General features: G+C 72.5%; 14 protein-coding genes and 1 riboswitch. Of the genes, 6 read left to right on the forward strand and 8 right to left on the reverse strand.

Annotated elements, in window-relative coordinates:
- Window positions 1–50: 50 nt before the first annotated feature.
- Window positions 51–1,424, reverse strand: a complete 1,374-nt coding sequence (locus AB0P17_RS03570) for a PspC domain-containing protein (RefSeq protein ID WP_365807191.1) — start codon at window positions 1,422–1,424, stop codon at window positions 51–53.
- Between the two features lie 157 nt (window positions 1,425–1,581).
- On the opposite strand from AB0P17_RS03570, the gene AB0P17_RS03575 reads away from it, so the two are divergent.
- Window positions 1,582–2,883, forward strand: coding sequence for a PspC domain-containing protein (locus AB0P17_RS03575; RefSeq protein WP_365807193.1), 1,302 nt, complete (start codon window positions 1,582–1,584; stop codon window positions 2,881–2,883).
- A gap of 165 nt (window positions 2,884–3,048) precedes the next feature.
- Entirely contained in the window at window positions 3,049–3,771 is a 723-nt protein-coding gene (locus AB0P17_RS03580; RefSeq protein WP_365807195.1) for a response regulator transcription factor, read from the forward strand.
- Between the two features lie 30 nt (window positions 3,772–3,801).
- On the opposite strand, the gene AB0P17_RS03585 is transcribed toward AB0P17_RS03580, so the two are convergent.
- Together AB0P17_RS03585 and AB0P17_RS03590 are read right to left on the reverse strand one after the other, a co-directional pair.
- Window positions 3,802–4,152: a hypothetical protein gene (locus AB0P17_RS03585; RefSeq protein ID WP_365807197.1), complete on the reverse strand. Its 351-nt coding sequence runs from the start codon at window positions 4,150–4,152 to the stop codon at window positions 3,802–3,804.
- A gap of 318 nt (window positions 4,153–4,470) precedes the next feature.
- A complete protein-coding gene (locus AB0P17_RS03590; RefSeq protein ID WP_365807199.1) occupies window positions 4,471–5,538 on the reverse strand; it encodes an NlpC/P60 family protein in 1,068 nt (355 codons plus the stop codon).
- A 269-nt stretch (window positions 5,539–5,807) separates the two neighbouring features.
- On the opposite strand from AB0P17_RS03590, the gene AB0P17_RS03595 reads away from it, so the two are divergent.
- Complete coding sequence (locus tag AB0P17_RS03595) at window positions 5,808–6,161, forward strand: hypothetical protein (protein WP_365807200.1); 354 nt, start codon at window positions 5,808–5,810, stop codon at window positions 6,159–6,161.
- Window positions 6,162–6,250: 89 nt separating this feature from the next.
- On the opposite strand, the gene AB0P17_RS03600 is transcribed toward AB0P17_RS03595, so the two are convergent.
- Window positions 6,251–7,639: an NlpC/P60 family protein gene (locus AB0P17_RS03600; RefSeq protein WP_365807202.1), complete on the reverse strand. Its 1,389-nt coding sequence runs from the start codon at window positions 7,637–7,639 to the stop codon at window positions 6,251–6,253.
- Window positions 7,638–7,811, reverse strand: a riboswitch (cyclic di-AMP (ydaO/yuaA leader). It overlaps the preceding gene by 2 nt.
- A gap of 255 nt (window positions 7,812–8,066) precedes the next feature.
- Here AB0P17_RS03600 and AB0P17_RS03605 point away from each other — a divergent pair.
- Window positions 8,067–10,631 carry an ATP-dependent DNA helicase gene (locus AB0P17_RS03605; protein ID WP_365807204.1) on the forward strand — a complete coding sequence of 855 codons (2,565 nt, stop codon included), beginning with the start codon at window positions 8,067–8,069 and terminating at the stop codon, window positions 10,629–10,631.
- 102 nt (window positions 10,632–10,733) lie between these two features.
- Here AB0P17_RS03605 and AB0P17_RS03610 read toward each other — a convergent pair whose 3' ends face one another.
- Both AB0P17_RS03610 and AB0P17_RS03615 read right to left on the reverse strand, forming a co-directional pair.
- Window positions 10,734–12,512, reverse strand: coding sequence for a peptidoglycan DD-metalloendopeptidase family protein (locus AB0P17_RS03610; RefSeq protein ID WP_365807206.1), 1,779 nt, complete (start codon window positions 12,510–12,512; stop codon window positions 10,734–10,736).
- Between the two features lie 263 nt (window positions 12,513–12,775).
- Window positions 12,776–13,654: an alpha/beta fold hydrolase gene (locus tag AB0P17_RS03615; protein WP_365807208.1), complete on the reverse strand. Its 879-nt coding sequence runs from the start codon at window positions 13,652–13,654 to the stop codon at window positions 12,776–12,778.
- A gap of 322 nt (window positions 13,655–13,976) precedes the next feature.
- On the opposite strand from AB0P17_RS03615, the gene AB0P17_RS03620 reads away from it, so the two are divergent.
- Window positions 13,977–14,390, forward strand: a complete 414-nt coding sequence (locus tag AB0P17_RS03620) for a cobalamin B12-binding domain-containing protein (protein ID WP_365807210.1) — start codon at window positions 13,977–13,979, stop codon at window positions 14,388–14,390.
- Between the two features lie 96 nt (window positions 14,391–14,486).
- Here AB0P17_RS03620 and AB0P17_RS03625 read toward each other — a convergent pair whose 3' ends face one another.
- A complete protein-coding gene (locus AB0P17_RS03625) occupies window positions 14,487–16,358 on the reverse strand; it encodes a DUF5691 domain-containing protein (protein ID WP_365807212.1) in 1,872 nt (623 codons plus the stop codon).
- A gap of 53 nt (window positions 16,359–16,411) precedes the next feature.
- Window positions 16,412–17,773: an SWIM zinc finger family protein gene (locus AB0P17_RS03630; protein WP_365807214.1), complete on the reverse strand. Its 1,362-nt coding sequence runs from the start codon at window positions 17,771–17,773 to the stop codon at window positions 16,412–16,414.
- 134 nt (window positions 17,774–17,907) lie between these two features.
- Between AB0P17_RS03630 and AB0P17_RS03635 the strand changes: the two genes are divergently transcribed.
- On the forward strand, window positions 17,908–18,375 hold the full coding sequence (locus AB0P17_RS03635; RefSeq protein WP_365807216.1) for an MmpS family transport accessory protein: 468 nt from the start codon (window positions 17,908–17,910) through the stop codon (window positions 18,373–18,375).
- Window positions 18,376–18,533: the final 158 nt, after the last annotated feature.

Consider the following 18,533-nt stretch of genomic DNA (forward strand, 5'->3'; position numbering starts at 1 on the left):
CGGACGCCGTCAGCGCCGTCAGCCCCACGATCAGTCGGCCCGGCCGGAACTCATGAAGCAGCACGGGTCACCTCCACCTGTCCGAGCCCGACCTTCAGTGTCAACAGCAGCGTCCCCGCCGGAGCGCTGCCCGCGGCCGGCGCCAGCACGCGCCCCCGCGACTGGGCCGGCGATATGTCGATATCGTTCGGCGTCTCACCCGGCAGCCTGATGTCCCCGAGACCGGCCTTCGCCGTCATCTTCACCGTCACTCCCTCCGGTACGACGACCTTGAGCTGTCCCGCGCCGACCTCGGCCGACGAGGTGACCGTCCGCCCCTTCGGAATGGCGAGCCCGCCCAGATCGAGGGTGCCGATGCCCGACCCCAGTTCGTAGTGCGGTTGTACCGCAGCCACCGACACCGGCGCCCAGTCCCGGCGGGCCCACTCCGTCGTGATGTTCTGCGGCAGGGCCGCGCTCCCGGCGAGCAGCCCCGCCGTGACCACCGTCAGAAAGACCGTGCCCGCCCCCGTACGGCCCAGGAAGCTGCTGACCGCGATCCCGAGACCGAACACCGCGAGCGCGGCGGTCAGCCCTGTCTCCAGGCTCACGCCCAGCGGCCGGCTCTCCCAGGACAGCCCCGTCCCGAGCCCGCCCGCCAGCAGCGCCAGCAGGAAGACGATCCCGGCGATCCCCCGCGGACCCCGGGGGCGGGACTCCCGTATCCGGGCACCGGACCGGTCCCGGTCGCCCGCTCCGTCCCTGCCGTCCTTGTGCCAGGCCCAAGGCCGCGCCTCCATCCGCGCGTCCTCCGGCCCCCACATGTAGTCCGTCCCCACGGGGCCCGTGGAGCCGTCCTTCACGATCGGGTCCCGCCACCACGACGGGGAGCCCGGCGTCGGCGGCGCCTTCGTCTCCGGAGGAGCGTCCGCCACCATGTGCGCCGTCGCCGGATCGAGCGGCCCGCCGTCCGGCAGCGTCCCCCGCCGGTGCTGCGACCAGACCGCCGACCCCACGACCGCGATGGACAGCATCGCGGCGAAACTCAGCGTCTCCCCGTTGTCCAGCATCGACAGGAAGAGACCGCACCCCGCGAGCGCCATCAGCACGGCGATCAGCGACGCGCCGTCCACCCGCCCCGACAGCAGCCTGCGCGCCTCGTTCTCCTCCTCGCCCTCCAGCGGGAGCAGCAGCCAGGCGAAGCCGTAGAAGATCAGCCCGAGCCCGCCCGCGGCCGCGAGGACACCGAGCACGATCCGGAAGATGACGGGGTCCACGTCGCAGTACCGCCCGAGCCCCCCGCACACCCCCGCGAACACCTTCTGACGGGAACTGCGCTGCAGGGGCGCGGACGCGCCCGGGACCGCGTCCGCGCCCGACGGCGGAGGTGACGCGTCGGACGGCGCGGTCGGCGAGGACGGCGGCTGAGTCGGCGGCTGGGTCATACGCCCATGGTGACGGTGCGAGGGCCCGGTCTCCACCGGCGACGACCCCGGTCTGACCCTGATATTGGCCCCGCCCCGCCCCCGGGAACGGATCAGGGTCGCGTCAGGGGTACGACCCTGATGCCCTGCCGCACCCCGCCGTGTGACCATCGGTGTCATGCCAGTCGCCCCGCCTCGCCCCGCCGCGCCGCCGCGCTCCCGTGCCCCCGGGCCCGAGGAGCTGCCGCCGCGCAAGCTGTACCGCAGCGCGGACGGCCGGCTGCTCGGCGGTGTCGCGCGCGGGCTCGCCGGTCATCTCGGTCTGCCGGTGGTCTGGGTCCGGCTCGTCTTCCTCCTCTTCTTCTTCTCACAGGGCCTGGGCGCCCTGCTCTACGCCGTGTTCTGGATCGTCGTCCCGCTCGGCGTCGGCGGCCGGGCCGTCGAGTCGCGCCCGCTCTTCGAGATCAGCCCCGACGGCAGACGACGGCTGCGCAAGCCCGACAAGGGGCAGCTCTTCGCCCTGCTCGCGCTGGTCGTCAGCGCGGCCACCTTCATCGGCAATGTCAGCCTGGGTCGCAGCCACGCCGACCGCTACATCTGGCCGATGCTGCTGATCGGCGTCGGCGTCGTCCTCGTCTGGCGACAGGCGGACAACGCGCGCCGTGCCCGCTGGACCGAGATCGGCCGCCGCCACCGCATATTCCAGCTGGCCCGGAGCCTCGCCGGTGTCGCGCTGGTCGGCCTCGGCCTCGCCGTCTTCGTGGTGGTGCGCGGCTCGGCGGCCCAGTTCGGCAATGTGCTGACGGGCGCGATCGCCGTCGTCGCCGGGACCGCCCTGCTCGCCGGGCCCTGGCTCGTCCGGATGACCCAGGACCTCTCCGAGGAGCGGCTGATGCGGATCCGCGCCCAGGAGCGCGCCGAGGTCGCCGCGCATGTCCACGACTCGGTCCTGCACACCCTGACGCTCATCCAGCGCAACGCGGACGACGGGGGAGAGGTCCGCCGGCTCGCCCGCGCACAGGAGCGCGAGCTGCGCGCCTGGCTCTACAAACCGGAGGGCACCGGCAAGGACGAGGCGGACGAGCCCACCACCCTCGCCGACGCGGTGAAGCGGACGGCGGCCGAGGTGGAGGACTACCACGGGGTGCCGATCGAGGTCGTGGTCGTCGGCGACTGCCCGCTCGACGAGAAGCTGTCCGCGCAGATGCAGGCCGCGCGCGAGGCGATGGTCAACGCCGCCAAGTACGGCGGCGAGGGCGGCGCCGTCCAGGTGTTCGCGGAGGTCGAGGGGCGTACGGTCTTCCTCTCCGTGCGCGACCGCGGCCCGGGATTCGACCTGGACGCCGTGCCGGACGACCGGATGGGCGTCCGCGAGTCGATCATCGGCCGGATGCAGCGCAACGGGGGCACGGCCCGGCTGCGCGCGGTGCCCGACGGCGGTACGGAGGTCGAGCTGGAGATGGAGCGCGCCGACGACTGACGGACGGAGCGCGCCGGCCGAGGGCCGGCCGGCGGTCGGCCGAGGAGAGGGAGCGCGCCGACCCACAGGGGATCCACAGGGGATGGACCGGTCGCCGGGCGGGGACCGTACGGTACGAGAGCCGCGGGGACCGCGGCGGAGCGACGAGGGCGAGGGGCACAGACCATGAGCGAGGGCGTACACGCCGAATCCACTCCCGCGGCGAGCGGGGAACCGGCGGGGGACGGCCGCCGGGTCCGCGTCGTGCTCGTCGACGACCACCGGATGTTCCGTACGGGCGTCCAGGCGGAGATCGGCCGCACGGAGGAGACCGGCGTCGAGGTCGTCGGCGAGGCCGCCGACGTCGACCAGGCGATCACCGTGATCACCGCGACCCGTCCCGAGGTCGTCCTGCTCGACGTCCATCTGCCGGGCGGCGGCGGGGTCGAGGTGCTGCGCCGCAGCGCCCCCATGATGACGGCTGCGGAGAACCCGGTGCGTTTCCTGGCGCTCTCGGTCTCGGACGCGGCGGAGGACGTCATCGGCGTCATCCGGGGCGGCGCCCGCGGCTATGTCACCAAGACGATCACCGGCACGGACCTGGTCAACTCGATCTTCCGGGTCCAGGAGGGCGACGCGGTCTTCTCGCCCCGGCTGGCCGGCTTCGTTCTGGACGCCTTCGCGTCGACGGACGCGCCTCCGGTGGACGAGGACCTGGACCGGCTCACCCAGCGCGAGCGCGAGGTGCTGCGGCTCATCGCGCGCGGATACGCCTACAAGGAGATCGCCAAGCAGCTCTTCATCTCGGTGAAGACGGTGGAGTCCCACGTCTCGGCGGTCCTGCGCAAGCTCCAGCTCTCCAACCGGCACGAGCTGACCCGCTGGGCGACGGCCCGCCGGCTGGTCTGACGGCTCACGGCCGCCCGGCGGGCCGGACGGCTACGAGCAGTGCCACCCGGTGACGAACAGCCGCCCCCGGTGGTCCAGCACGCCGCGGATGCACTCGCCGGGCAGGGTGTCGATGACGCCGGTCAGTTCGGCGCGGCCGTGCCGGGTGCGCTGTGTGCCGAACCAGCCGGGGAAGGCCGTGAGCCGGGCGTCCTTGCGCTGGTAGCCGAGGCGTACGCGGATGTCGGGCTCGTCCCCGTGGCGTACGTACCGCGTGGTGAAGGGGCCCGCGCCCCCGATCGGGCCCTCGACACAGAGTCTGCCGCCGGAGAGATCTCCGCAGCCTGTCGGGGTGACCCCCACGGGGGCCAGGACGAACAGCGCGCCGGCCACGAGGGCCATTGCCCTGACAGTGGTGGCTCGTCTCACAACCGCCCCTCTCCGATCACCCCGCCGTTCCCGGCCCGGCGTGCCCCGTCTCACCTCGCGGGCCGATGAGCGGACCGCTTGCTGCACATCGTGACCCGCAACCGCGGGCGGGGCACTCCGGCGTGGGCCGTCAGGGGCGGTCGGAGGCCGACGCCGCGTGGACGGACCGGAAAGGGCGTCAGACGGATGCTCCAGGAGGGTTGTCAGGCGGTCCGGGAGGAACGTCGGCCGACCTGTTCCGGGAGGGCGGCCGGGAGGCCGGGAGGGAGCCGGGAGGGGCACTGGGGGACGCTAGAGGGGGCGGGCGGCGCCCGCGAACGGCATCTCGTCGACCGGCGCGAGCCGGACCGCCGTACCGGGCCTGGGCGCGTGGATCATCTGCCCGCCGCCCACATAGATACCGACATGACTGATGCCCGAGTAGAAGAACACCAGGTCACCGGGGGCCAGTTCGGAGCGGGCGACGCGTCGGCCCGTGTTGATCTGCGTGTAGGTGGTACGGGGCAGGGCCACCCCGGCGGCACGCCACGCGGCCTGGGTCAGCCCCGAGCAGTCGAAGGAGCCGGGACCGGTCGCGCCCCACACGTACGGCTTGCCGATCGCGCCGTACGCGAAGGCGATGGCGGCCTCGGCCCGCGCGTTCGGCGCCGCCGTCGTGCCGCGTGGCGTCCCCCGGTCCGCGCGGTCCGCGTCCCCGCCGTCCTGCCGCCCCGTTCCGCCCCGCGCCTCGTACCGGCCGCGCTCCTCGGCGGTGAGCTCGTCGAGCAGCCGCTGGGCGGAGCCGATCTTCCGCTGGATCGTGGACTTGTGCCGGGCCAGCTCGGCACGGCGGGCCGTGAGATCGGCGAGCTGGGTGCCCGCCCGCGAACGCAGCCCGGCGATCCGCGACAGCTCCCGGCGGATCCCCGCGACGGTGGCGGCCCGCCTGCTGCCGGCCCGCTCGGCGACACCGGCCTGCTCCAGGTAGTCCTCGGGCCGGGAGCTGAGGGCGAGCTGTACGGCCGGGTCGAGGCCGCCGCTGCGGTACTGCGCGGTGGCGATCGAGCCCAGCTCGGCGCGCGAGGTGTTGAGCCCGTCGGTCCTGCGCGCGGCCTCGTCACGCAGCTCGGTGAGCGAGGCGCGGGCCTCGTCGGCCTTCACCTTCGCCCCGTTGTACTGCTCGGTGGCCGCCTCCGCCTGCGCGTACAGCGTGTCGACCTCGGCCTGGATCTGCGCGGGGGTGAGCCGGGGCTCGCTCTGCGCGGGGCCCGCGGCGGTGGCGGTCGCGGCTCCCGCGAGCGCGAGCGTCGCCGCGGTGCGGCCGGCCTGGCCGGTGAACAGGCGCTGCCTGGGCTTTCGGTGGTTTCGGTGCGCTGCCACGGGGGCGGGGTCCGTTTCCTTCGGTTCCGTTGACTCCGTGCGGTACGGCCGCCCGGTACGGCCCCATGAGGGCCGCACGCAGGACGTTAGGGCGCACGGTCACAGTCCGGCCTCGACATGGCGGGTATTGGCGGGAGGTGAAGGTTCCGGAGCGTTTCGCGATCATGACGGCCCGACGGAGCGCGCCCTTCCGGACGGACCCGACCGATAGCGGAAGTAAGCCGCACCTCACCGAAGGCGGGTGATATGGGCCCGGCTACGCTCCCGGCATGGACGTACTGATCAATGTCTTCGTCGCCCTGCACATCATCGGCATAGCCGCCCTGCTCGGCGGTTTCCTGACCCAGATGAAGGCGATGAGCGCCGGTACGGCGCGCTTCACCCCGGCGATGCTGCACGGCGCCCTCACCATGCTGATCACGGGGATGGTGCTGGTGGGCCTCAACCAGGCCGACGACCAGCCGCTCAACAACATCAAGATCGGCGTCAAGCTGGCCGTCCTGGTCGTGATCATGGGCATCGTCTACGTGAAGCGGGACGACGAGGCGGCCGAGAAGCCGCTGTTCGGCGCGGTGGGCGGGCTGACCGTGGCCAACATCCTCATCGCCACGCTCTGGACCTGACCCCGGCCCCCGACGGACCCGCCCCGGCCGGGTCGGGTCCGTCGGGTCCGCGGGCGCCACGACGGGGTCCCCGGGGCACCGCGACCGGGTCAGGCCGGGCGGACGCTGCCGTAGATCGGCAGGTAGTAGATCGATTCCTCGCGCACGTTCGCACCCGGCTTGGGCGCGTGGATCATCATGCCGTCGCCGATGTAGATGCCGGCGTGGCTGCTGTCGTCGTAGAAGAAGACCAGGTCGCCGGGGAGCAGATCATCGGTGGTGACGCGGGTGCCCGTGTCCACCTGGTCGCTCGTGCTGCGCGGCAGCTCGACGCCGGCCGCCCGCCAGGCCGCCTGGGTCAGGCCCGAGGAGTCGTACGAACTCGGTCCCGAGGCGCCCCAGACGTACGGCTTGCCGATCTGGGTGCGTGCGAAGGCGAGCACCTTCGCCGCCTTGGCCGCGTAGATGCCGGCGGCGTCACCGCCGGTCACGGCCTCCAGTCCGGGGCCGCCGACCGTTCCCGCGTTCGCACCTGCGATCGTTGCCGCGTCGGTGCCCGTTCCGGTGCCCGCTCCCGTGCTCGTGCCGGGGTCGGCCGACGGAGCCTGGGGCTGCGACCGGGGCCGGATCAGCTCCGCCTCGCGCCGGCGCTCCGCCTCGGCATCGGCCTGCGCCTTGTCGCGGGCCTCCGCCTTGGCCTTCGCCTCCGCCGTGCGGCGGGCCGCTTCTTCCTTCTTGCGCTCCAGGGCGGCCAGCCGCGCCTGCTCCTCCGCGCCGAGCCGCGCCAGCAGCGCGCGGGCCTCGGCGAGCTTCTTCTGGATCTGCTCCTTGCTGGTCCGCAAGGACTCCTGGGACTCGTCCGGCGACTCCGGAGCGCGGGTGTCCGCCCGGGAGCTCCAGTGGTCGGCGACGGGGCTCTGCTGACGGTCGGTCAGCCGCTCCGTCATCCCCGTCTGCTCGACGTACGTCTGCGGGCTGTCCGCGAACAGTACGGCGGCGGGGGCCGTGGCAGGCATGGCGGGGGCGGTGGCAGGCATCGCCGGTACAACAGGGGCGACAGGGGTGACAGGTGCTGCCGGGGCTGCCGGAGCGACGGAAGCGGCCGGGGTCGCCGGGGCGCCCGCGGGGGTGCCCGCGCCGCCCCCGGACTGCGCGGACGTGTAGGAACCGAGCGTACGGCGGGCCTCGTTCAGCTTGTCCGCGCTCTTGGCCACGCCGTCGATGACCCGGTCGACCGTGCGCTTCTGCTTGGCCGTCGCCTCCTTCGTCCTGGCGGACCTCTGCGCGTCACCACCGGCCTGGCGGTACAGGTCGCTGACCTTTTTCTCCACCTCTTCGACCGACGGCGAGGACTTCGATTCCGTGGGCGCGGCGTCCGCGCTCTGCGTCGACAGCAGCGTGACCGAGGCCAGGGCGGCCGTCGTGATCCCGACGGCAGGGGCGTTGGTGCGTACCCCGCTACGGCTGCGCGCCTTGCGATGCGACGCCAAGTTCGGCATCTCCTTCCGTGGACCGCCTACCGGGTTAGCTGTCGGGTTCGGGCGGAACGGAAGGCTGCCCTACGGGCGTTGTACGTACGGCGAACGTACGGCCCGATTCACCCCGGTCTTGCAGAGTGGGTCCCCGGTTCCGAACTTCCCGTGGAAAGCCCGGATTCGGCGTGGGCCGCCCGCTCGGCGCGGATCGCCTTCAGAGGTACGGGCTGCCTGATCGAGCACGCTAGCCAAGATGTGGCGCTGATGTGAAGGTGGATGGCCGATATGCCCGATACATTTCTGTGACCATTTGCTCGTGCGGAGTGCAGGGAGCCGCAATAGGGGGTATAGCGTTACGCTCCGTGTGTGAGCCGGAACCGTCCGCCTTCCGGGGGCCGGCTTTGCCGGGCGGGCTCCGACTGTCGGTGTGGCGGCCTAGACTCGTTAAGCGATGAGCAGCCTCTTTGACGACAGTTTCCTGGCCGACCTCCAGCCCTCCGGCGACGAGCACCCCCCGCCCCCCGAGGACCTGGACGAAGACGCCCCGGAGCAGGTGCCCGACGACCTGTTCCAGGGCGCGTACGACCTGCCCCCGGCCCGGGATCCGTACCACCGCAACGGGGCGGCCCGTACGGTCATCGACCCGGCCTCGCTCCTCGAAGGGCTGAACGAGGAACAGAGCGCGGCCGTCGTGCACACGGGGTCGCCGCTGCTCATCGTCGCCGGAGCCGGATCCGGCAAGACCCGGGTGCTGACCCACCGGATCGCCCATCTCCTCGGCACCCGCAGCGTCCACCCCGGCGAAATACTGGCGATCACCTTCACCAACAAGGCCGCGGGCGAGATGAAGGAGCGCGTCGGGCAGCTCGTCGGCCCGCGCGCCCAGGCGATGTGGGTGCTGACCTTCCACAGCGCCTGCGTGCGGATCCTGCGGCGCGAGTCGAAGCGGCTCGGGTTCACCTCGTCGTTCTCGATCTACGACGCCGCCGACTCGAAGCGGCTCATGGCCCTGGTCTGCCGCGATCTGGACCTCGACCCCAAGCGCTATCCGCCGAAGTCCTTCAGCGCCAAGATCTCCAACCTCAAGAACGAGCTGATCGACGAGGAGACCTTCGCGGGACAGGCCGTCGACGGCTTCGAGAAGACGCTCGCCGAGGCGTACCGGATGTACCAGGCACGGCTGCGCGAGGCCAACGCCCTGGACTTCGACGACATCATCATGACCACCGTCCACCTGCTCCAGGCGTTCCCCGACGTCGCCGAGCACTACCGGCGCCGCTTCCGGCACGTCCTGGTGGACGAGTACCAGGACACGAACCACGCCCAGTACACCCTCGTACGCGAACTGGTGGGCCCCTCCGGCGAGGGCGAGGACCCCGCGGAGCTCTGTGTGGTCGGCGACGCCGACCAGTCGATCTACGCCTTCCGCGGCGCCACGATCCGCAACATCCTCCAGTTCGAGGAGGACTACCCGGACGCGACGACGATCCTGCTGGAGCAGAACTACCGCTCCACGCAGACGATCCTCAGCGCCGCCAACGCGGTCATCGAGCGCAACGAGAGCCGCCGCCCGAAGAACCTGTGGACCAAGGCCGGCGCCGGCGCCCAGATCACCGGTTACGTCGCGGACACGGAGCACGACGAGGCGCAGTTCGTCGCCGACGAGATCGACCGGCTGACGGACGCGGGCGAGGCCAAGGCGGGTGACGTCGCCGTCTTCTACCGGACGAACGCGCAGTCCCGCGTCTTCGAGGAGATCTTCATCCGGGTCGGCCTGCCGTACAAGGTCGTCGGCGGAGTGCGCTTCTACGAGCGCAAGGAGGTCCGTGACGTCCTGGCCTACCTCCGGGTCCTCGCCAATCCGGAGGACAACGTACCGCTGCGCCGGATCCTCAACGTGCCCAAGCGCGGCATCGGGGATCGCGCGGAGGCCATGATCGACGCTCTCGCGCTGCGGGAGAAGATCACCTTCCCGCAGGCGCTGCGGCGGGTGGACGAGGCGTACGGCATGGCGGCCCGCTCGGCCAATGCCGTCAAGCGCTTCAACACGCTGATGGAGGAGCTGCGTACGATCGTCGAGTCGGGCGCCGGGCCGGCGCTGGTCCTGGAGGCCGTGCTCGAACGGACCGGCTATCTGGCGGAACTTCAGGCCTCGACCGACCCGCAGGACGAGACCCGGATCGAGAACTTGCAGGAACTGGCGTCGGTGGCGCTGGAGTTCGAACAGGAGCGCAACCAGGCCGCGGCGGCCGCCGACGCCGGTGACGGTGCTGGTGGCGATGACGGCACTGCTGGCGCGGAGGCCACCGGAGAAGAGGGCGGAGGCGGTACGGAGGCCGCCGTTCCGGTCGCGGCCGCGACCCCGACCCTCGCCGAATTCCTGGAGAAGGTCGCGCTCGTCGCCGACTCCGACCAGATCCCCGACGAGGACGAGGACGGCTCCGGCGTCATCACGCTGATGACGCTGCACACCGCCAAGGGCCTGGAGTTCCCGGTGGTCTTCCTCTCCGGCATGGAGGACGGCGTCTTCCCGCACATGCGCGCCCTCGGCCAGACGAAGGAGCTGGAGGAGGAGCGCCGCCTCGCGTACGTCGGCATCACGCGCGCCCGTGAACGGCTCTACCTGACGCGGTCGTCGATGCGCAGCGCCTGGGGGCAGCCCTCGTACAACCCGGCCTCGCGCTTCCTGGAGGAGATCCCGGAACACCACCTGGAGTGGAAGCGGACCGGCGCGCAGATCCCGGCGGGTCCGACGTCCGGGATCACGTCGTCGCTCTCCTCCACCGCCGCGCGCTCGCGGTCGGGCGGCGGGCCTTCGGGCTTCGCCACGCGGCGTACGAGCGACAAGCCGGTGATCGCGCTGGCGGTGGGCGACCGGGTCACGCACGACCAGTTCGGGCTCGGCACGGTCATGGAGGTGACCGGCGCGGGCGCGGACGCACAGGCGACGGTCGACTTCGGGGACACCAAGCCCAAGCGGCTGCTGCTGCGGTACGCGCCGGTCGAGAAGCTGTAGGCCCGGGAGGGTGGGGTGCCCTGCCGGGTGGCAGGGCACGTACGGCACACGTACGGGCAACGTAGTACGGCCTGGCTGGCGGGAGGGCGTACGCGCCGGGTTTTACGTCGGGTCGAGGCCGTGGCTGCGGAGCCAGGCCAGCGGGTCGATCGCCGCGCCGCCGCCGGGCCGTACCTCGAAGTGCAGGTGCGGGCCGGTCGAGTTGCCCGAGTTGCCCGAGTAGGCGATCACGTCACCGGCCTTGACCGAACCGGAGCGGAGCTTGGTGGTGCTGAGGTGGCAGTACCAGGTCTCCGTACCGTCGGCGGCGGTCACGATCGCCATGTTGCCGTACGCGCTGTTGTACTGCGTGCGTACGGTGCCGTCGGTCGCGGCCATGACAGGCGTGCCGTACGACACGGGGAAGTCGATCCCCGTGTGCATGGACATCCAGTTGACGCCGGCCTGGCCGTATTGGGCGCTGAGCCCGCTCTGCGAGACGGGGAGGGCGAACTTGGGGCGGAGCGCTTCCTTGCGCGCCGCCTCTTCCTTGGCGCGCTGCCGCTCCGCCTCCTTCCGCTCCTGGAGGTCGATCCGCTCCTGTGTGCGACTGGCGCGGTCGCCGAAGTCGCGGGCGTCGGCACTGAGCGCGGCGAGCTGTGTGTCCAGCTTGTTGTTGGCGGCCGCGGTGACGGGCTTGGTGGAGGCGGTGTCCTCGGCGGAGGCCGTGGTGGTGGAGTCGTCCTTGGTGTCCTCGCCGGTGAGTCCGCCGACGGAGGCCGCGGCGATGCCGGCGACGCCCATCACGCAGGCGGAGGGGACGGCGACGGTGAGGAGGGCCGAGCGCTTGGCGGGGGTACGGCGGCGGCCCCGGCTGCCGCCGCCACTGCCGCCTGCCCGGCGCACGGGGCGCGGGACGGCTGCCACGGCGGGGGTGGCCATCGTCGGCGCCATGTGCAGCGCGTCGGGGTCGTCATCCGGAGCGCCGGACTCCGCGGGGCTCTCGGTGTTCTCGGAGTTCTCGGGGTTCTTGGTGAAGTCGACGGCCGGCGTGGGATGTTCCGCCTCGGCCGCCGGCCCGGTCTCCGGTGCGGCGTGGGCCTCGGCGGCGACGGTCTCGTAGCCCTGCTCGGTCCCGTAGCCGTGCTTGGTCTCGTAGCCGTGCTCGGATTCGTGGTCGGGCTCCGTGCCGTAGGCCCGTTCAGGCTCGGGGCCGGGGGCGCCGTACGCGTACGACGTGTCCTCGTGCGGCGCGGCGGCCCCGGTGGCCCCGTTCCAGGCCGTGGCATCGTACGAACCGCTGTCGAACGTGGACGCGGTCCACTGAGCGGTCGCCTCGTACTCGAACGGTGCGCCTTCGAATTGCGCTGCCTCGAAGGGCGTTGCCTCGAACTGTGCCGCCTCGAACTGTGCGGTTTCGAGTTGAGCCGCCTGCGTGGGATCGAACGCGGCGGTCGCCGTCGCCCCGGGCGTGTCGTAACCGTACGGGGCGCCGTTGAACTGCGTGCTGTCGAACTGGCCCGTTCCGTCAGCGCTGTTCGGCTGGACGACCTGGTGCCACGCGCCGGAACCCCACTCGCCTGTGGCGTCCTGCGGATAGCCGCCGCCGTCGGTGGCGGCGGTCGGGGCGACCGTGGGCCACTGGCCGCTGGTGTCGTACGCCTGTGTGCCGTAGGCGTCGTACGCGGTGGGCTGGTGATGGGCGCCGGTGTCCCACTGGCCACTGTCGTAGTGGTCGGCCTGCACGGTCGCGTACTGGCCGGTGGAGGCGGAAGCGCCGCCGTATCCACCCGCGCCCGCGGAACCGTCCGGCAGGGAGCCGAAGAGGGGATCTGTCTCGAAGCTGCCGTTCTGGTAACCGTCGTATGCGGTGTACCCGGCGTGGGCGTGCTGGTCGTTCACCAACTTCTCTCTCGCCTCGGCAGCAGAACCAGGGTCTGGGAAATCCGGCCCTTGATGGAAGGAATCCCAGAGGGAAAGCAGTGGCCGCGACTGTACCCGGCGGTATGCGACGGCGACAATCTTCCGCGAGTTTCGTGCTTTGCGGAAACGGGCATTCGGCCGTGTTTCGGCGAACTGTGGGCGCAGGCTTGGCCATATGTTCGAAACGTGTTCGAGTGCGAGGCTCGTGCGCGCCCCTCGGGACGGGATGTCGGGCGCGGAGTTCAGGCGACGGAAGCGGAGCCGGATCCGCCCTCCGGCGGCGCCGGTTCGGAGCCCTCGCCGGAACCGGAACCGGAGCCGGAGCCGCCGAGCGCGTGCCGGATCCCCGCGGCGACCCCCGGGTGGACCGGCAGGGCGAGATGACCGACGCCGCTCACCAGCACGTTCTCCACGAGAAGGTCCGGGTGTTCCATTCTTGCCGTGGAGACGGGCGCCATCAGCGGGTCGGTATCGCTCCAGAAGCTCACGAACCGTGTGCGGCAGCCGGGCGCGGGCAGCCGCAGCTCCTCGATGACGGGCGATCCGGGGCGCATCTGCCGTACGACGGGATGGGCGTCGGCGAGCGGCACGGCCGTGGTGCCCTCGTGCGGTGTGCCCAGCGTGATCAGCGTACGTATCCGACGGTCACCGCCCAGGCGCTGTACGTAATACCGGGCGATCAGGCCGCCCAGGCTGTGCCCGACCACATCGACCCGACGGTGGCCGGTGCGGGCGCAGATCTCCTCGATGTGGCGCTCCAGCAGCTCGGCGGCCGTACGGATGTCGCAGGTCAGCGGTGAGTAGTTGAGGGAGACGAGATGGTGCCAGCCGTGCCGGGCGAGGGAGCGGCGCAGCAGGACGAAGACGGACCGGTTGTCCACGAAGCCGTGCAGCAGCACCACGGGCGGGTGTGCGCGGCCCTCGGTGGGCAGCGGGGAGGCCTCTGGCGGCAGGGGGGCGGCGCGGCGCTCCTGGATGATTCCGGCCGGATAGAGCAGGAGGTGCCCGGTGAAGATCGCCAGATCGAGCGCGCCGGCCCGCAGGGGGGCGGTGACGCGCAGGGGGAGGGCGGCCGAGCCGGCCGTGCGTACGCGGCTCACCTGGCGCAGAAAGGGGTTCATGGCCGACCTCCGAACGGCACACGGGAGGCGGCTCTGTCTCCCGTATGCCCTCATGGGGCGCCACGGCGACATGTCGGGAGCCGTTGGGTCGTGACGGCTCCGTCCGCGGCTCCCCTTGCGGTCGTTCCCGCCCGGCCGAGTGGGCCGGGTGGTGACGGAACGGCGCAAAGCGAACATGTCCCATGTGTGATTTCCCCCTCGGCGACCTCCGTGAAACAGCTGGTTGCGGGATGCTGTGGATAACGTTCGTTCACTACTCCGGGCCCTGGCGGGCGCGGGGGCCCGTGCCAATGACAGCGCAAGTCGGTAGGTGGAGGCAGTGATGGGTGTGACAGGTCCGATCCGTGTGGTGGTCGCCAAGCCGGGACTCGACGGGCACGACCGTGGGGCCAAGGTGATCGCCAGGGCCCTGCGGGACGCGGGGATGGAGGTCATCTACACGGGGCTCCACCAGACGCCCGAGCAGATCGTGGACACCGCGATCCAGGAGGATGCCGACGCGATCGGCCTGTCCATCCTCTCCGGCGCGCACAACACGCTCTTCGCCAAGGTGATCGAGCTGCTGAAGGAGCGGGAGGCGGCCGACATCAAGGTCTTCGGCGGCGGCATCATCCCGGACGCGGACATCGCCCCGCTGAAGGAGAAGGGTGTCGCGGAGATCTTCACCCCGGGGGCGACGACGTCGTCGATCGTCTCCTGGGTCGAGGCCAATATCCGTCAGCCCGCAGGGGCGTGACGGGTTCCGCGCCCAGTTCCACGTCCCCTTTGCCGCCAGGGTCCGTGGTGGGCCTGTCGTGGCCTGTTGCGGGCCCGTCGTGTGGATCGGGCCGGATCAGGGAGCAGGGTCCGGTGGCCCCAGGTGTTCCGGCCCCGTACCGGGGCGGGTGTTCGGTGGCTCCGGTATTCGCGGTTCCAGTTCGGCGAGCATCAGGGCGCGCAGGCGCAGGGTGGACACCAGGCGCTGGAACGCCTCCGACCAGTAGCCGCCCGCGCCCGGTGACGCGCCCTCCGGTTCGTCCGGGGTCGCCGTGAGCAGTTCCAGCCGGTTCACCTCCACCGGGTCCAGGCACCGTTCGGCGAGGCCCATGACGCCGCTGAAGCTCCAGGGGTAACTGCCCGCGTCCCTGGCGATGTCGAGCGCGTCCACGACCGCCCGGCCGAGCGCGCCCGACCAGGGCACGGCGCAGCAGCCGAGCAACTGGAACGCCTCCGGCAGGCCGTGCGCGTCGATGAACGCGGCCACCCAGCCGGCCCGTTCCGTCTCGGGCAGCGTGGCGAGCAGCTTCGCGCGCTCGGCGAGCGAGGTCGCGCCGGGGCCGGTGTCGGGCGGGGTCGCGGGCGGCCCCAGCAGCGCGGCCGACCAGCGCGCGTCCCCCTGCCGTACGGCCGCCCGGCACCACGCGGCGTGCAACTCGTCCGCCCAGTCGTCCAGGACGGGCAGGGCGACGATCTCCTCGGGGGTCCGGCCGCCGAGCCTGGCCGGCCAGCCGGAGAGCGGGGCGGCCTCCACCAACTGCCCCAGCCACCATGACCGTTCGCCCCGGCCGCCGGGCGGCGCGGGGATCACCCCGTCGCGCTGCATGTCCGCGTCGCACTCGTGCGGCGCCTCGACCGCGATGACCTGTCCGCCGCCGGTGCGGTCCATGCTGACGCAGGTCGCCGCGCGGGCCGCCATCCGGCCCGCGAGGGCGGATCCTGGCAGCGCCGAGAGCAGTTCGGCGGCGGTGGAGCGCACCGTGCGGCTGCGGTCCGACAACGCCTGTTCGAGGAAGGGCTCATCGGCCTCGGAGAGCCCGTCGCGCAGGGAGTCGAGGAACATCAGCCGGTCCTCGGCGCGCTCGGTCGGCCAGGTCGAGGCGAGCAGCGCCCGCGCCGCCTCCGCGTCCCTGGCCCGTACGGTGGAGAGCAGGGCGACCCGCTCGGCGAACAGGCCCTCCTCCCACAGCCGTCGTGTCCCCTCCTCATCCTCGGCCGCGGGCAGCACGGCGCCGCCGGAGGTCCCGCGCAGCGCGAACTTCCACTCCGGGTTGAGCCGCGCGAGCCAGAGCCCGCGGGGCCCGGCGAAGGCCAGCGCCTGCGGCCGCAGATCGGTGCGCGCGCGGGCCGCGTCCAGCAGGGCGGGCAGTACCGGGGCGGGGGCCGCGTAGCCGCGCGCGTTGGCCGCGGCGAGCCACTGCGGCAGCAGCTCCGTGAGGTCGGGTGCCGTACCGCGACGGCCCCCGCCGCTCGTGGGCGCCGCCCGGTCGGCCAGCAGCTGCCCGAGCCGCCGCCCGGCCGCCTCGGGCAGGCGCGCGCGGCCGTCGTGGGCCGCGGGCGCCGGGGGCTCGGCGGCGGGCGCCGGCCGCAGCCCCGCCCTGCGCCGTACGGTGTGCAGCGCGGCGGCGTCCAGCAGGGCGACCGGGGCGTCCCGGCCGGCGGCGAGGACCTCCGCGGGCGGAGTACGGCGGTCGGTGCCGAGCAGCGCCGAGGTGACGAGCCCCTCCCAGGAGGACTCCCAGGACGCCCCGCTCCCCGCGGCGTTCGTGAGGGTCCGTGCCGTCGTGTCCTGGGTGACGTGCGTGTCATTCGTGTCGTGCGCGCCGGGCATGTCGTGCGCGCCGGGCATCTCGTGGGTTTCGTGGGTGCTGTGGGTGGCGTGCCTGTCGGGCGTGCTGGACGTGCTGGACGTGCTGGGCGAGTTGGACGTGCTGGGCTTGCTGGTCATCAGGATGTACTCCGTCCGTACGTCGCATCAGGTCCCCGGGTGTGTGCGCGAGTTCAGGTGAGCGGGACCGTCCCCGGTGTCTCCGCCGACCAGGCGGTGAGGGGCCGGAAGCCGCGGTGGCCGCATTCGCCGAACACCGTGACCGGGTCGCCGCCGGAGAGCGCGGCCAGCTTCCACAGCCCGGGGTGGCCGAGCGAGACCGGCGCGACCGGCAGCGCGGAACCGCCGTCGGCGTCGGCCAGTTGCCAGCCGCCGCCCGCCCCGGGCACCGGGACGACGTCGCGGAGCGTCACCGGGCACGCCTCCAGCCAGGGATCGGCGCGCAGCGCGGCGCCGTACGCCTCGATCGCCGCCGTCACGGAGCCACCCGGCGGCGGCTCCTCCATCGGGACCGGGGCGGCGAACCGCTCACCCCAGTCGGCCCGCAACTGCCCGGCGCCCGGGTGCGGAACGATCTCGGCGTCGATCATCACCCCCACCGGCAGCGCCAGTTCCGGTGCGCGGCCCGCCGCGCCGAAGGAGAGCAGCACCGCCGAGCGCCCCGAGTCCCGCCCGTACAGCCGGATCCGGCGGGTGACGAGCTTGCCGTCCGACGTGTCGTACTGCGCGAGGACCAGCCAGTGGTCCCGGACCGGCGGGCCCCCGGCGGGCGACGGGAGGCCGACCCTGGTGCGGACCGTCGCCGCCAGCGGTTCCGGCAGCCGGTCGAGCCCCAGCCACGCCGTGTCCAGCAGATGCAGCAGCGCGGACTCCTCCAGCAGCCGCACCGGCCAGCCGGGACCCGAACCCGGTATCGCCCCCAACTCCCGCACCCGGCCCGCCAGCCCCGGTGCCTGTGCGTCGACCATGCGCGCCGCCGTCTCCTCCCACAGTCCGTAACCCGCCTGCTCCGCCGAGGCGAGGCCGCCGCGCAGCAGGTCCGTCAGCCGCTGCTCCAACTCCGTGGCGCCCGAGGTGATCCGGGCGGCCCTGCGCTCGGCCCGGCGCCGGGCGGCCTCCGGATCGGCCGTCCTCGCCGCCCCGCCCGCCGTCTTCTCCGCCGCGCCCGCCGCTTTCTCCGACAGCCGCTTCCGGCGCCCGTCGAGCCACTCCCCGGCCCAGCCGGGCGCCTGCGCGCTCTCCGCCACGCTCTGTCCGTCCGCCGCCCAGAGCAGCAGCAAACCCAGCGCGTGCTTGCACGGGAACTTCCGGCTCGGGCAGGAGCACGTGCAGGCCGGGCCCGTCGTGTCCACCACCGTTCGGTACGGCTTGCTGCCGCTGCCCCTGCACAGCCCCCACACGGCGCCCGTGGCGTCGCACCCCGTCTCCGACCACGGCCCCGCCGTGCCGAGCTTGTTGCCCGCCCTGCGTGACGCGTCGTCAGAAGCCAGCGCGAGCACTTGTTCCGACGTCCAGCGCACCCCCGTCTGATTCATGTCCACGACGTTAGGCGGCCCCACTGACAATCACTCTGACCTGCGGATTCGTTGAGTTCTCCGGCATCTGATGTTGTGTCGGTTTTGCTATGCTCGAAAGAGCTTCAGCACCACGACCAGGGGGGAAACCACCGATGGACCGCACCGCCCGTACCAGAAGAACCGTCCGCACCAGCCGTACCGTCCGCGCCGCCCTCACGACCCTCGCCGTCACCGGTCTCGCGTTGGGCCTCGGTGCCTGCTCCGAGACCGCCGAGCGGGTCGACAAGGCGGTGACCGACGAGGTCGACAAGGCCGTCAACGAGACCTACGAGGTCACCTACGAGGTGACGGGCAAGAACATCGACACGATCGACTTCCACGGCGGCGGGGGCGACGCCATGGATCCGAAGATCGAGACGGTCGAGAAGCCCACGCTGCCGTGGAAGAAGACGGTGACGCTCCGCGGCATCATGCCGCCCGCCGTCATGCCGATCGCGCTGGGCGCCGACGCCGAGGTCACCTGCAAGATCCTTTACAAGGGCGAGGTCATCAAGGAGGAGACCGACGCGGGCAAGGCCGCCGCCGGCGGCTGCGTCGCGGTCTCCCCGATCACCGGGTGACGCGCCCGCCCGTCGCAGGATCACCGCCCCGCGTCCGCCGGATCTCCTCCGGTGGGCGCGGGGCACCTTCCGTCGTGGCGCCGGTGCGTCGGCCCGTACGGTCCCGGAGCGGCCCGGCCCGGCGCGGGACCGGCTCGATCGGCTCGGACCGGATCTGA

The sequence above is a fragment of the Streptomyces sp. NPDC088124 genome, assembly GCF_040685895.1.
GTDB lineage: Bacteria > Actinomycetota > Actinomycetes > Streptomycetales > Streptomycetaceae > Streptomyces.

Excerpts from the sequence above, each read along its gene's own strand:
- AB0P17_RS03570 (WP_365807191.1), bottom strand. The coding sequence starts at position 1,424 with ATGACCCAGCCGCCGACTCAGCCGCCGTCCTCGCCGACCGCGCCGTCC.
- AB0P17_RS03605 (WP_365807204.1), top strand. The coding sequence starts at position 8,067 with ATGAGCAGCCTCTTTGACGACAGTTTCCTGGCCGACCTCCAGCCCTCC.
- AB0P17_RS03620 (WP_365807210.1), top strand. The coding sequence starts at position 13,977 with ATGGGTGTGACAGGTCCGATCCGTGTGGTGGTCGCCAAGCCGGGACTC.
- AB0P17_RS03575 (WP_365807193.1), top strand. The coding sequence starts at position 1,582 with ATGCCAGTCGCCCCGCCTCGCCCCGCCGCGCCGCCGCGCTCCCGTGCC.
- AB0P17_RS03625 (WP_365807212.1), bottom strand. The coding sequence starts at position 16,358 with ATGACCAGCAAGCCCAGCACGTCCAACTCGCCCAGCACGTCCAGCACG.
- AB0P17_RS03580 (WP_365807195.1), top strand. The coding sequence starts at position 3,049 with ATGAGCGAGGGCGTACACGCCGAATCCACTCCCGCGGCGAGCGGGGAA.
- AB0P17_RS03615 (WP_365807208.1), bottom strand. The coding sequence starts at position 13,654 with ATGAACCCCTTTCTGCGCCAGGTGAGCCGCGTACGCACGGCCGGCTCG.
- AB0P17_RS03585 (WP_365807197.1), bottom strand. The coding sequence starts at position 4,152 with ATGGCCCTCGTGGCCGGCGCGCTGTTCGTCCTGGCCCCCGTGGGGGTC.
- AB0P17_RS03595 (WP_365807200.1), top strand. The coding sequence starts at position 5,808 with ATGGACGTACTGATCAATGTCTTCGTCGCCCTGCACATCATCGGCATA.
- AB0P17_RS03630 (WP_365807214.1), bottom strand. The coding sequence starts at position 17,773 with ATGAATCAGACGGGGGTGCGCTGGACGTCGGAACAAGTGCTCGCGCTG.
- AB0P17_RS03600 (WP_365807202.1), bottom strand. The coding sequence starts at position 7,639 with ATGCCGAACTTGGCGTCGCATCGCAAGGCGCGCAGCCGTAGCGGGGTA.
- AB0P17_RS03635 (WP_365807216.1), top strand. The coding sequence starts at position 17,908 with ATGGACCGCACCGCCCGTACCAGAAGAACCGTCCGCACCAGCCGTACC.